The 12,217-nt window shown below is 62.8% G+C and carries 13 protein-coding genes; all 13 read left to right on the top strand.

Going from position 1 to position 12,217, the window contains the following annotated elements; all coding sequences use genetic code 11:
• The first annotated feature begins 2 nt into the window (after positions 1–2).
• The gene (locus tag IB238_RS14180) at positions 3–1,115 is read left to right on the top strand and encodes a carbon-phosphorus lyase complex subunit PhnI (RefSeq protein ID WP_192247906.1); all 1,113 of its coding nucleotides are present in this window, start codon (positions 3–5) and stop codon (positions 1,113–1,115) included.
• Positions 1,112–2,005, top strand: coding sequence for an alpha-D-ribose 1-methylphosphonate 5-phosphate C-P-lyase PhnJ (locus tag IB238_RS14175; protein WP_192247903.1), 894 nt, complete (start codon positions 1,112–1,114; stop codon positions 2,003–2,005). The genes IB238_RS14180 and IB238_RS14175 overlap by 4 nt, the downstream gene beginning before the upstream one ends.
• Positions 2,002–2,778, top strand: coding sequence for a phosphonate C-P lyase system protein PhnK (phnK, locus tag IB238_RS14170; protein ID WP_192247900.1), 777 nt, complete (start codon positions 2,002–2,004; stop codon positions 2,776–2,778). Before IB238_RS14175 ends, phnK begins: the two co-directional genes overlap by 4 nt.
• 45 nt (positions 2,779–2,823) lie before the next feature.
• On the top strand, positions 2,824–3,531 hold the full coding sequence (gene phnL / locus IB238_RS14165; RefSeq protein ID WP_192247897.1) for a phosphonate C-P lyase system protein PhnL: 708 nt from the start codon (positions 2,824–2,826) through the stop codon (positions 3,529–3,531).
• Positions 3,528–4,142 carry a DapH/DapD/GlmU-related protein gene (locus tag IB238_RS14160; protein ID WP_192247894.1) on the top strand — a complete coding sequence of 205 codons (615 nt, stop codon included), beginning with the start codon at positions 3,528–3,530 and terminating at the stop codon, positions 4,140–4,142. The genes phnL and IB238_RS14160 overlap by 4 nt, the downstream gene beginning before the upstream one ends.
• Positions 4,143–4,272: 130 nt before the next feature.
• Positions 4,273–5,130, top strand: coding sequence for a phosphonate ABC transporter ATP-binding protein (gene phnC, locus IB238_RS14155; protein ID WP_192247891.1), 858 nt, complete (start codon positions 4,273–4,275; stop codon positions 5,128–5,130).
• An 83-nt stretch (positions 5,131–5,213) separates the two neighbouring features.
• Positions 5,214–6,119, top strand: a complete 906-nt coding sequence (gene phnD / locus IB238_RS14150; protein WP_192247888.1) for a phosphonate ABC transporter substrate-binding protein — start codon at positions 5,214–5,216, stop codon at positions 6,117–6,119.
• A gap of 104 nt (positions 6,120–6,223) precedes the next feature.
• Entirely contained in the window at positions 6,224–7,186 is a 963-nt protein-coding gene (phnE, locus tag IB238_RS14145; protein ID WP_192247885.1) for a phosphonate ABC transporter, permease protein PhnE, read from the top strand.
• An 11-nt stretch (positions 7,187–7,197) separates the two neighbouring features.
• The gene (gene phnE / locus IB238_RS14140; RefSeq protein ID WP_192247882.1) at positions 7,198–8,712 is read left to right on the top strand and encodes a phosphonate ABC transporter, permease protein PhnE; all 1,515 of its coding nucleotides are present in this window, start codon (positions 7,198–7,200) and stop codon (positions 8,710–8,712) included.
• A gap of 104 nt (positions 8,713–8,816) precedes the next feature.
• Positions 8,817–9,524, top strand: a complete 708-nt coding sequence (locus tag IB238_RS14135; protein WP_192247879.1) for a DUF1045 domain-containing protein — start codon at positions 8,817–8,819, stop codon at positions 9,522–9,524.
• 1 nt (position 9,525) lies between these two features.
• Positions 9,526–10,665 carry an alpha-D-ribose 1-methylphosphonate 5-triphosphate diphosphatase gene (locus IB238_RS14130; RefSeq protein ID WP_192247876.1) on the top strand — a complete coding sequence of 380 codons (1,140 nt, stop codon included), beginning with the start codon at positions 9,526–9,528 and terminating at the stop codon, positions 10,663–10,665.
• The gene (gene phnN, locus IB238_RS14125; protein WP_192247873.1) at positions 10,662–11,249 is read left to right on the top strand and encodes a phosphonate metabolism protein/1,5-bisphosphokinase (PRPP-forming) PhnN; all 588 of its coding nucleotides are present in this window, start codon (positions 10,662–10,664) and stop codon (positions 11,247–11,249) included. Before IB238_RS14130 ends, phnN begins: the two co-directional genes overlap by 4 nt.
• Positions 11,250–11,333: 84 nt before the next feature.
• A complete protein-coding gene (locus IB238_RS14120) occupies positions 11,334–11,840 on the top strand; it encodes a TIGR00645 family protein (RefSeq protein WP_192247870.1) in 507 nt (168 codons plus the stop codon).
• The last annotated feature ends 377 nt before the right edge of the window (positions 11,841–12,217 follow it).

The following is a 12,217-nucleotide window of genomic DNA, read 5'->3' as shown; positions in this document are numbered from 1 at the left end:
CAATGTATGTTGCCGTCAAGGGTGGCGAGGCCGCCATTGCCAACGCCCATCGCCTGCTTGCCGACCGCCGACGCGGCGATCGCAACCTGCCGTCCATCACCATCGAACAGATCGTCGCCCAACTCGGGCTCGCGGTCGACCGGGTGATGGCGGAAGCCTCGCTCTACGATCGCGCGCTTGCGGCGCTCGCCATCCGCCAGGCGCGCGGCGACATGATCGAGGCGATCTTCATCCTGCGCGCCTATCGCACCACGCTGCCGCGCTTCGGCTACTCAGTGCCGATCGAGACGGCGCAGATGCAGGTCGAGCGCCGCGTCTCGGCGACCTACAAGGACCTGCCGGGCGGACAACTGCTCGGTCCCACCTTCGACTACACGCATCGCCTGCTCGACCCGTCGCTGCTACGCGACGAACCGGTCGACGAGGCGCTGCAGCGCGAGGGCGAGGCCGAGCCCGTCATGCGTGTCGCCGACATTCTTTCGGGCGAGGGGCTGGTCGAGGACGACGGCGACCTGCCGGACGGCCACGTCCCCGGCGACCTGACGCGCGAGCCGTTGGAGTTTCCGATGGCGCGCGACCTGCGCCTGCAGGCACTCGCCCGTGGCGACGAGGGTTTTCTGCTCTCGCTCGGCTACTCCACCCAGCGCGGCTATGCCCGCACCCATCCCTTCGTCGGCGAGGTGCGCATCGGCGAGGTCGAGGTGGAGCTGGACTTGCCGGAACTCGGCTTTGCCGTTTCGCTCGGCCGCATCCAGATCACCGAGTGCCAAATGATCGCCCAGTTCCAGGGATCGGCAAAGAACCCGCCGCAATTCACCCGCGGCTATGGCCTGGTCTTCGGCCAGAGCGAGCGCAAGGCGATGGCGATGTCGCTCGTCGACCGGGCGCTGCGCGCGGAGGAATTCGGCGAGGACATCGTCGCGCCGGCGCAGGACGAGGAATTCGTCATCTCCCATTCGGACAACGTGCAGGCGACCGGTTTCGTCGAGCACCTGAAGCTGCCGCACTACGTCGACTTCCAGGCCGAGCTCGACCTCGTCCGCCGCATGCGGCGCGAATACGACGAGCGCAATCGCGAAGAACCGGGCGAAGACACGCTGGAGGCAGCACAATGAACGCCGTATCGACCGAACTGGCGACCTACAACTTCGCCTATCTCGACGAACAGACGAAGCGGATGATCCGCCGGGCGATCCTGAAGGCGATCGCCATTCCCGGCTACCAGGTGCCCTTCGCCTCGCGTGAAATGCCGATGCCCTACGGTTGGGGTACCGGCGGCGTGCAGGTGACGGCGGCGATCCTCGGGCCGCAGGATGTTCTGAAGGTCATCGACCAAGGCGCCGACGACACCACCAACGCCGTCTCCATCCGCGCCTTCTTCCAGAAGGTCGCCAATGTGGCGGTGACGACGAAGACGCGCGAGGCGACGATCATCCAGACGCGCCACCGCATCCCGGAGGAGAAGCTGACCGCCGGTCAGACGCTCGTCTATCAGGTACCGATCCCAGAACCGCTTCGCTTCCTGGAGCCGCGCGAGACGGAGACCCGCAAGATGCACGCGCTCGAGGAATACGGGCTGATGCACGTCAAGCTCTACGAGGACATCGCCAAGAACGGCCACATCGCCACGACCTATGCCTATCCGGTGAAGGTGGAGGGGCGCTACGTCATGGACCCGTCCCCGACGCCGAAGTTCGACAATCCGAAGATGCACATGTCGGAAGCACTCCAGCTGTTTGGCGCTGGCCGCGAGAAGCGCATCTATGCGGTGCCGCCCTATACCGAGGTGGTCAGCCTCGATTTCGAAGACCATCCCTTCGAGATCCAGGCTTTCGACAAGCCCTGCGCGCTCTGCGGTGCGGAAAACGTCTATCTCGACGAGGTCGTGCTCGATGACAGGGGAGGGCGGATGTTCGTCTGCTCCGACACCGACCATTGCGAAGACCGCCGCGAACATGGCCATTGCGGCACCATGCTCGCCTACAACAAGGAAGCTGCAGGATGACCGACGCCCCCCTTCTCAAAGTCCGCGACGTCTCGAAGTTCTACGGCGCACGCATCGGCTGCCGCAATGTCTCCTTCGAGCTCTGGCCGGGCGAGGTCCTGGCGATCGTCGGCGAATCCGGCTCCGGCAAGACGACGTTGCTCAACTGCCTTGCCACCCGGCTGATGGCCACGTCCGGGACCATCGAATACCGCATGCGCGACGGGCAGATGCGGGATCTCGCCCGCATGGGCGAGGCCGAACGGCGCTTCCTGATGCGCACCGACTGGGGTTTCGTCCACCAGAACCCGGCCGACGGGCTGCGAATGACGGTCTCCGCCGGCGCCAATGTCGGCGAGCGGCTGATGGCGGTCGGCGAGCGCCACTACGGCAACATCCGCGACACAGCCGGTGACTGGCTGCGGCGCGTCGAGATCGGCGTCGACCGCATCGACGACCAGCCACGCGCCTTTTCCGGTGGCATGCGCCAGCGCCTGCAGATCGCCCGCAACCTCGTCACGTCCCCGCGCCTCGTCTTCATGGACGAGCCGACCGGCGGCCTCGACGTGTCGGTGCAGGCGCGGCTGCTCGATCTCGTCCGCAATCTCGTTCACGACCTCGGGCTTTCGGCAATCATCGTCACCCACGACCTCGCCGTCGCCCGCCTCCTGTCGCACCGGATGATGGTGATGAAGGATGGCCATGTGATCGAGCAGGGGCTGACGGACCGCGTCCTCGACGATCCGCGCGAGGCTTACACCCAGCTCCTCGTCTCTTCCATCCTGCAGGTTTGACCGGTGGGCCGCGCTTGCGCCCACCCAGAACAAGGACACTACAACATGGCGACCCCACTCGTCGTTTCCGAAGTCGAAAAAAGCTTCACCATGCACCTGAGGGACGGCATCCGCCTGCCGGTCGTCTCCGACGTCAACTTTTCCGTCAAGGCCGGTGAGTGCGTCGTCCTCGGCGGCCCGTCCGGCATCGGCAAGAGCTCGCTGTTGAAGATGGTCTACGGCAATTACGGCGTCGACTGCGGCCAGATCCTCGTCGAACACGAAGGCAAGGTGATCGACCTCGCCAGCGCCGATCCGCGCACCGTGCTCGCCGTTCGCCGCGTCACGCTCGGCTATGTCAGCCAGTTCCTGCGCGTCGTGCCGCGCGTCGCAGCGATCGATGTCGTTGCCGATCCTCTCGTTGCAGATGGCGAGCTTCCGGCTGTAGCCCGTGACAAGGCGGCGGAGATGCTGGCGCGTCTCAACCTGCCGTGCGAGCTCTGGCAACTGCCGCCGGCCACCTTCTCCGGCGGCGAGCAGCAGCGCGTCAACATCGCGCGCGGCTTCATCACCGAGCACCGCATCCTGTTGCTCGACGAACCGACCGCCTCTCTCGACGCGAAGAACCGAGAGATCGTCGTCGGTATGATCGAGGAGAAGCAGCGGGCAGGGGTGGCTCTGCTCGGCATCTTCCACGACGACGATGTTCGCACGAAGGTGGCCGACCGGGTCGTCGACGTTTCCGCCTTCTCGCCCAGGAGGGCAGCGGCATGACGAAGCTGTCAGAGACGCCGTTGGTCGATCCGACGGCGCGGGTGAGCGACTGCACGCTTGGCCGCTACACTGAAGTCGCCGAGCGCTGCCGCATCAGCGAGACCGAGCTCGGGGACTACTCCTACATCATGGAAGACGGCTCCGTCTGGTGCGCCACGATCGGCAAGTTTGCAAATATCGCCTCGTCGGTGCGGATCAACGCGACGAACCACCCGATGTGGCGGGCGACGCTGCACCATTTCACCTACCGCGCCGCCGACTACTGGCCGGATGCCGACAAGGAGGAGGGCTTCTTCGCCTGGCGGCGGGCGCACCGCGTGTCAATCGGGCACGACGTCTGGATCGGCCATGGCGCGACGATCCTTCCCGGTGTCACGGTCGGCAACGGTGCCGTCATCGGCTCTGGCGCCGTCGTCACGAAAGACGTCGCCCCCTACACCATCGTCGGCGGCGTGCCGGCGAAACTGATCCGCGACCGCTTCGGCAAGCACGTTGCCGAACGCTTCGAGAAGCTCGCCTGGTGGGACTGGGATCATGCCAGGCTGCGTTCTGCACTCGACGATTTCCGCGCGCTCGACGCTGAGAACTTCCTCGCCCGCTATGGCGCGTGATCTCGCAAAGCCCTGGAAATCTGGGCTTTGTGGATTGTTACCAAACCGACATGAAACTGACATTCGGCTTTCATCTGGCGTCGGTAAAGCCCCCAACAAGATCAATGACGAGCCCTCGAAAGGGGATGCCATGTTTCGCCTGATGAACGTCACGCGCCGGTTCGGCGGACATGCCGCGGTCAACGCCGTCAACATCGACATCCCGCAGGGCCAGATGGTCGGCGTCATCGGCCGATCGGGGGCGGGCAAGTCGACGCTGCTGCGCATGATCAACCGGCTGGTCGATCCGAGCGAAGGCTCGATCCACTTCGGCGACGTGGAAGTATCCTCTCTGCGCGGTGCGGCCTTGCGCAACTGGCAGCGCGACTGCGCGATGATCTTCCAGCAGTTCAACCTTGTGCCGCGCCTCGACGTTCTGACCAATGTGCTGCTCGGTCGCCTGAACCATCGGTCCACGGCGCTCAGCATCCTCAATATGTTCACCCGCGAGGAGCGCATCATGGCGATTGCGGCGCTCGAGCGCCTCGGCATCGAGCAGACGGCGTTGCAGATGGCGGGCACGCTATCGGGTGGGCAGCAGCAGCGCGTGGCGATCGCCCGTGCCCTGATGCAGCAGCCGAAGATGATCCTCGCCGACGAGCCGATCGCCTCACTCGACCCGCTCAACGCAAAGGTGGTCATGGATGCGCTGCGCGACATCAACGAGCGCGAGGGCATCACCGTCATCACCAACCTTCACACGCTCGATACGGCCCGGAACTACTGCGAACGCATCATCGGCATGTCGGCCGGCCGAATCGTCTTCGACGGCCCTGCGCGCGAACTGGATGCCGCGGCGGTGCGCGCGATCTACGGCGCGGGCGCTGACGGTGCGGAGATCGACGAGACCATGACCTCGACGAGCATCAGCGGCGTTCGTGCGCCGCTCGTGCAGGACAACATCAAGGAATCCGCTGGCGTGCAACCGCTGGCACTGGCCGGCATCTGAAGCCTGCCGGGATCGAATGGCCCGCGTCAAGGGTCATAGCCATTCTCAAAGCCGGCGAGGCCGGTCAAACAGGAGAGAAGTCCATGCTGAAGAAAGCTCTTTTCGGCGCCGTCGCCCTCTTGGCGCTCGTCGGCCACGTGCAGGCGGAAGACCTGAAGGAATTCCGCGTCGGCATCATCGGCGGCGAAAATGAAGCCGACCGCCTGCGCAACTTCCAGTGCCTCGGCGACAAGCTGAAGGCTGACCTCGGCTTTGAGAAGGTCTCCTTCTTCCCCGCTGCCGACTATGACGGCGTCATCCAGGGTCTGCTCGGCGGCACGCTCGACTACGCCGAACTCGGCGCTTCCGGCTTTGCCAAGATCTATCTCGCCGATCCCAAGGCGGTCGAGCCGATCCTGACGACCGTCCAGACCGATGGATCCACCGGCTACTACTCGATCATGGTGGCCCGCAAGGATAGCGGCATCACCAAGCTGGAAGACCTGAAGGGCAAGAAGCTCGGCTTCGCCGATCCGGACTCCACCTCCGGCTACCTCGTTCCGCTCGTCACCCTGCCGGAGTCCATTGGCGGACCGGTCAAGGAATTCTTCGGCGAGACAGGCTTCGGCGGCGGCCATGAAAACCTAGTTCTCGAAGTCGTCAAGGGCACGTTCGACGCTGGCACGACGTGGGGGTCGGGTGTCGGCGAGTTCAAGGACGGCTATACCTCGGGCAACCTGCACAAGATGGTAGAGAAGGGTATTCTCGACATGAACGATCTCGTGGAACTGTGGCGCTCGCCACTGATCCCGAACGGTCCAATCGTCGTGCGTTCCTCGATGGATGACGAGATGAAGGCGAAGTTCAAGCAGTTCATGCTCGATCTGCCGAAGGCCGACGCTGCCTGCTTCACCGCCGTCATGGGCGGCGATTTCACCAATTTCACCGAGGTCAACGCCGACTTCTACAAGCCGATCATCGAAGCCCGCAAGGCGACGATCGGCGGCTGATCCGGCTCGGACAAACCTTGGTGCCGGCCGCTGTGTTGGCCGGCGCCATTCTTGAATGATGCCTCGCATTTCGGTGCGGCGGCCCCACGAAGCGAGGCAGCGCGATGGCCATTGGTACCGTTCCGAAAGAGTTCAGCGAGAGCGGCACGCTGATCGAGCGCCATTGGCAGGAACTCTCCGCCAAGCGCCGCCTCTACACATGGCTCGGGCTCGGAATACTCTTCCTTGGGCTCGCCGGCTCGCTGTGGTTCGCCAATGCCACCAATGCGGGCAAGTTCTTCGATCGTCTCCCGCACCTTTTCGATTTCGTCGGCGACATGGTGCCGCGCGACGGTTTCGAGGTGTTCCGCGCCCTGTTTGATCGCCCATCGCCCTATGACGACGGCAGCTTCAAGTACAACTATCCAGAAGGCCGCCTCTATCTCACTGAGAGCCTCTACATCCCCGAGTACTTCTACAAGATGCTGGAGACGCTCAACATCGCGATCTTCTCCACCATCCTCGGCGCCGTCTTCGGTTTCATCCTTTGCTTCCTTGCAACGCGCAACCTGATGCCGAACCGGTTCGTGCGCGGTTTCGTGCGGCGCATGATGGAGGTCCTGCGCGCCTTTCCGGAGGTCGTGCTGGCTGGTTTCTTTCTTGCCATTCTGTCGGTCGGGCCGCTGCCGGCGGTGATCGCGGTGTCGATCCACACGGTCGGCGCGCTGGGCAAGCTCTTCTTCGAAGTGGTCGAGAATGCCGACATGAAGGCGGAAGAGGGCTTACGCGCTGCCGGCGGCAACTGGATCGAGCGCGTCTGGTTCGGCATCGTCCCGCAGGTCATGCCGAATTTCATCAGCTACTTCCTGCTGCGCCTCGAAATCAACGTGCGCGCCTCCACCATCATCGGTGCGGTCGGCGGCGGCGGCATCGGTGAGCTGCTGCGCCTGTCGATCGGCCAGAACCATCAGGCCAAGACGCTTGCGATCATTCTTCTGCTCTTCGGCACGATCGTCGCCGTTGATCAGTTGTCCGCCTGGGCGCGGCGCCGTCTCGTCGGTGATCAGGCCTTCCGGCTCGCACAGTGAGGAACAATAAAATGACCATGCTTCACATGTCCGAGATGGAACAGATCGCAGCGCGGCACCCGGAGATTTTCCAGCGCTCCGTCTGGTCCCGGTTCCGCATGCCGATCATCGTTTTCGGTGCTCTCCTGTACGGGCTTTACTGCTGGTGGTTCTTCGCCATCGGCACGGTTCTGCAGAACGCCAATTGGTCGCTTGCCGGCACCTATCTTGCCGACTGGGTATCCTATGAAGTCCGCCCCGAAATCCACATGGCATCCGACGGCACGATGCAGATCCGGTACCCCCGCTTTTCACCGCTGGGCGACAACCCCAATCCCGATTGGCTGATTGCAACGCGCGAGACGGTCACGCGTACCATCGAAATTCCGGCGTCGACTGGTGCACAGCCCGTCGCAAAGAAGTCCGCGACCAGTTTCCTGGCGCCAGGGGCAGCAGTCGGCAATTCGTCCGGAGCGGTCGCAGCGGTAAACGCGACGAAGACCGAAACCCGCACCGAGGAGGTGGTCACTCGTGCCGAGATCCTGATGGGCCGTTCAAGCCGGATCGAGGTATTGCCAGGTGAAGTGCTCGTGCAGCATGGCGGCGAAAGCCTGCGCGTGACCATGGGTGGCAAAACCGTTGAAGCCGACAGCGATACACTGCCGCAATGGGCCATTCAGAAGCACCCGGGCGAGAAGATCATGCTGACGTTCGGTCTCTCCGGCTGGGCCGAGATCGAGGCGGACGAAGTAAACATCCGCAAGCGGTTCCTCGGCTGGGCCAACTTCATCTTCGACACCCAGTCGCCCTTCTTCGGCAAGTCGGCTGCGGAGGTGCTCTCGCTGATAGCCGGGGGCGAGCGGATCGATCCCACGCGCTCCAACCTTTCGCTTGCCTGGAACAACATCCTCTACAACAGCGAGTGGCAGCATCTCGATGTCTGGACCAAGCTGTTGCAGACGATCGTCATGGCCTTCGTCGGCACTGTCTTCGCGACCCTCGTCGCCTTTCCGCTCGCCTTCGTGGCGGCGCGAAACATCACCCGCAACTGGCTTTCGAACCAGCTGACGAAGCGCTTCTTCGATTTCCTGCGCTCCGTCGACATGCTGATCTGGGCGCTGTTCTTCACCCGCGCCTTTGGCCCCGGGCCGCTTGCCGGCATGTCGGCGATCTTCTTCACTGACACCGGCACACTCGGAAAACTCTACTCCGAAGCGCTCGAGAACATTGACGACAAGCAGCGTGAAGGGGTCAAGTCGGTCGGTGCGCCCAACGTTGCGGTCCAGCGGTTTGGCGTGTTGCCGCAGGTCTTGCCTGTCTTTGCCTCCCAGGCCCTCTACTTCTGGGAGTCCAATACCCGTTCGGCCACGATTATCGGTGCCGTCGGCGCCGGCGGCATCGGCCTGAAGCTGTGGGAGGCGATGCGCACCAATTCGGACTGGGAAAACGTTGCCTACATGGTTCTGCTTATCCTGATCGTCGTCTTTGTCTTCGACGGCATCTCGAACGCACTGCGTTCACGACTGATCGGGCGAAGCCACCATTGAGAGGAATGGAAATCGTCGAATGTGCTGGCATGATACTGCCACGAATCCCCTTATGCTTGCGCCACTGTGACCCGGCCACCCCGAATTGAATAGGAACAACGAACTTGCGCTACGCCCTCTATTTCACACCTGCCGCCAGCGATAGCCTTGCGCTCGCCGCTGCGCGCTGGCTGGGTCGAAACGCATTCAATGGTGCAGCCCTCGAACAGCCGGGCATCACCGAGTTTCCTGAGGATGTTCTGGCTACCCTGACGGCCGATCCGCGCCGCTACGGTTTCCATGCGACCTTGAAGGCACCGTTCGCACTGGCGGAGGGATGCACGGAGGCAGAATTTGTGGCGGAGCTCGCCCGTTTTGCGGGTGAGATGGATGCCTTCGACATTCCCGAGGTGGTCGTTGGACGGCTAGGCTCCTTCTTCGCCCTGGTTCCTGGCAGCGATTGCGAGCCTTTGCAGACCTTTGCCGGCGAGGTGGTGCGCCGTTTCGATCGCTTCCGTGCACCCCTGTCGTCCGCCGATATCGCAAGGCGCAAGCGGGACGAGCTTTCGAGCGAAGAGCGCCAGAACCTAGTTCAATGGGGTTACCCTTACGTCTTCGACACATTCCGCTTCCACATGACTCTGACGGGCCGTGTTCCGGCGGAGCACGTGTCCACCATGGAGCAGGCGCTGATCCGGCATTTTGCCGATTTCCATGGCCGCCCCCTCTCCATCAACGGTCTTGCCCTTTTCCGTGAACCTTCCCGCGGCGCCGCCTTCACCGTACACTCGCTGTTCCCGCTTGGCGGAACGGCCAACAGAAAGATCGCTTGACATGTCGACCGAACTGACGCTCACCAATGCCAAGATCGTGCTGGAGGACGAGGTCGTCCACGGTGCGGTGCTGATCCGCGACGGCCTCATCGCCGACGTATCCGGCGCGCCGACAGTGGCGGGAGAAGACATGGGTGGGGACTATCTGCTGCCCGGTCTCGTCGAGCTGCATACTGACCATCTGGAGGCGCACTACTCGCCGCGCCCCGGCGTGCGTTGGGGCAAGACGGCGGCGATCCAGGCGCATGACGCGCAGGTCGTCACGTCAGGCATTACCACCGTCTTCGACTGCCTGCGCATGGGCTCCGATGAAGACGGCGGCTTCGAGAAAGGCGAAATGCGGGCGATGGCCGATGCGCTCGCCGACGCAGGCCGGGAGGACCGTCTGCGCGCCGAGCATCTCCTCCATCTGCGCTGCGAGGTATCGTCGGACAACGTGCTGGAGCATTTCGAGGAGTTCGAGAACGATCCCCAGGTTCGCCTCGTTTCGCTGATGGACCATGCCCCGGGCCAGCGGCAGTTCCAGACCATGGAGCAGTACACGCTCTACTACAAGACGAAGCGCGGCCTGAGCGACGAGGCTTTCGACGCGTTCTGCAAGCGCCGGCAGGACCAGTCCGCCCGCTATGCCAGGCCGCATCGCGATGCGCTTGCTGCCCATTGCGCGGCTCGTGGCATCACCGTCGCAAGTCATGATGACGCGACGCTGGCGCATGTCGAGGAGGCGATCGGCCACGGCACCAAGCTCGCGGAGTTCCCCACGAGCTTCGATGCAGCTAGGGCCTCGCACGGTGCGGGCATGAGCGTACTGATGGGCGCCCCGAACATCGTCAGGGGCATGTCCCACTCCGGCAACATCGCTGCGCGCGACCTTGCGGCGATGGGCGTTCTCGACGTGCTTTCCTCTGACTACGTGCCGCTCAGCCTCATGCATGCGCCCTTCATTCTTGCTGACGAGATCGAGGAGATCAGCCTGCCGCAGGCGATCGCCATGGTTTCCGCGACGCCGGCAAAGACTGTCGGCCTCGATGATCGTGGCCGTATCGCAAAGGGTCTTCGCGCCGACCTCGTCCGCGTGTGCCGTCCGGAAGGCGTGCCGATCGTCCGTTCCGTCTGGCGCCAGGGCAGGCGGGTTGCATGACGGAGGCAGCCAAGCCAGCCGCCGTTGTCGCCGAAATCGGAACGGCAGTCATCGTCGTAGGTCCAAGTGGAGCAGGCAAGGACAGTGTGATGACCTTTGCCGCGCGGCATTTTGCCGGAAAGGACAGGATTGTCTTCGCGCGCCGTGTCATTACCCGACCGGCGGATGCCGGCAGCGAAGCGCATATCGGTGTCGACGAGAACACGTTTTCACGCATGAAGCACGAAGAAGCCTTCTGCGTCTGCTGGGAGGCGCACGGGCTGTCGTACGGCGTTCCCCGGGAAGCGTGTGACGCTGTCGGGCAGGGGAGCATCGTGATCATCAACGGCAGCCGCCAGGCGTTGCCCGCCTTTGCGGCGACGTTCCCGCGCGTGAAGATCGTCACGATAACCGCGCACGCCGAGGTGAGGGCCGAGCGTCTGGCAAAGCGCGGCCGAGAAAGCGGTGCCGCAATCACCGCGCGCCTCGAACGCCAGGCCCGCAGCGCGGATGTCGCACTCGACACCGTCACCATTGACAACAGCGGCACTCTCGAGATTGCCGGCAACGCTTTTGTCCACCTGCTGAATGCAGCCCTTGATTGAATTCTTTGGAGTACACTTGCTCCAGAGAGAGCCGTTAATTAAGCAATGCGCACCAAACCGCAGATTCTGATGGAGCGCAGCCCCATGAAGTCCCTCGAAATCCTGGTCGAACGGATCATCCTTTCTTCCCGCTGGATCCTTGTCGCCTTCTATCTAGGCCTGGTCGCAGCCCTTGCGGTCTACGCGGTGTCGTTCGCCTACAAGTTCCTCAAAGTCGCAAAGAACGTCTTCGTTTTCGACGATGCCGAAATGATCCTTGCGATGCTCGGTCTGATCGACGCAGCTCTTGTGGCGAGCCTGATCCTGATGGTGATGATCTCAGGCTACGAGAATTTCGTCAGCCGTTTCGATGTGGCCGAAGCCGACGTCTCATTCCTCGGCAAGCTCGATTCCGGCAGCCTGAAGATCAAGGTCGCCTCCTCGATCGTGGCGATCTCGTCGATCCATCTGCTGCAGGTCTTCCTGAATGCGCAGCAATACACCAATACCCAGTTGATGTGGCTGACCTTCATGCACCTCGCCTTCGTTATTTCGGCGCTCCTGCTCGGCTACCTCGAAAAGATCATGGCGCAGCTCAAGATCAAGGCGTAAGGGCCGCAAACCCATTCAATGCCTGACCCCATCAAGGCGCCGCGGATCTCCGACGGCGCCTTTTTCATGCGTTCGCCATGCCCCGGGGAGACGGGGAACTCGCATTCGTACACGTCGAAGATGAGAAAATGCCGGAATTGGCGATGTAATTCCCGCCTGGCTTGTGAGGCAGCGCCAGCCAACGCTCAACAAGACATTTATCGCTGCTATTTCAATCACTTACAAGAAAGATCATTTTTCCGAAAAATGTCTGTTGACTTGGTTTGGTGTTGGGCCTAGAAACCGCCTCACCAACGAGGGCGGCGGCGCTGCTAGCGACTGACGAACTCGCTCTGAAGTTTCCGAATGGATGCGGATTGAGTGAAGCTGGTTTTGAC

The organism is Rhizobium sp. ARZ01 (assembly GCF_014851675.1).
In the GTDB taxonomy this organism is placed as follows: Bacteria; Pseudomonadota; Alphaproteobacteria; order Rhizobiales; family Rhizobiaceae; genus Mycoplana.
The sequence above is the reverse complement of the archived record's forward strand: the minus strand, read 5'-3'. Positions and strand labels throughout refer to the sequence as shown.

What these genes read in the sequence shown, in the direction of transcription:
- IB238_RS14180 (WP_192247906.1), top strand. Translation starts at nt 3, where the DNA reads ATGTATGTTGCCGTCAAGGGTGGCGAGGCCGCCATTGCCAACGCCCAT.
- IB238_RS14175 (WP_192247903.1), top strand. Translation starts at nt 1,112, where the DNA reads ATGAACGCCGTATCGACCGAACTGGCGACCTACAACTTCGCCTATCTC.
- phnK (WP_192247900.1), top strand. Translation starts at nt 2,002, where the DNA reads ATGACCGACGCCCCCCTTCTCAAAGTCCGCGACGTCTCGAAGTTCTAC.
- phnL (WP_192247897.1), top strand. Translation starts at nt 2,824, where the DNA reads ATGGCGACCCCACTCGTCGTTTCCGAAGTCGAAAAAAGCTTCACCATG.
- IB238_RS14160 (WP_192247894.1), top strand. Translation starts at nt 3,528, where the DNA reads ATGACGAAGCTGTCAGAGACGCCGTTGGTCGATCCGACGGCGCGGGTG.
- phnC (WP_192247891.1), top strand. Translation starts at nt 4,273, where the DNA reads ATGTTTCGCCTGATGAACGTCACGCGCCGGTTCGGCGGACATGCCGCG.
- phnD (WP_192247888.1), top strand. Translation starts at nt 5,214, where the DNA reads ATGCTGAAGAAAGCTCTTTTCGGCGCCGTCGCCCTCTTGGCGCTCGTC.
- phnE (WP_192247885.1), top strand. Translation starts at nt 6,224, where the DNA reads ATGGCCATTGGTACCGTTCCGAAAGAGTTCAGCGAGAGCGGCACGCTG.
- phnE (WP_192247882.1), top strand. Translation starts at nt 7,198, where the DNA reads ATGACCATGCTTCACATGTCCGAGATGGAACAGATCGCAGCGCGGCAC.
- IB238_RS14130 (WP_192247876.1), top strand. Translation starts at nt 9,526, where the DNA reads ATGTCGACCGAACTGACGCTCACCAATGCCAAGATCGTGCTGGAGGAC.
- phnN (WP_192247873.1), top strand. Translation starts at nt 10,662, where the DNA reads ATGACGGAGGCAGCCAAGCCAGCCGCCGTTGTCGCCGAAATCGGAACG.
- IB238_RS14120 (WP_192247870.1), top strand. Translation starts at nt 11,334, where the DNA reads ATGAAGTCCCTCGAAATCCTGGTCGAACGGATCATCCTTTCTTCCCGC.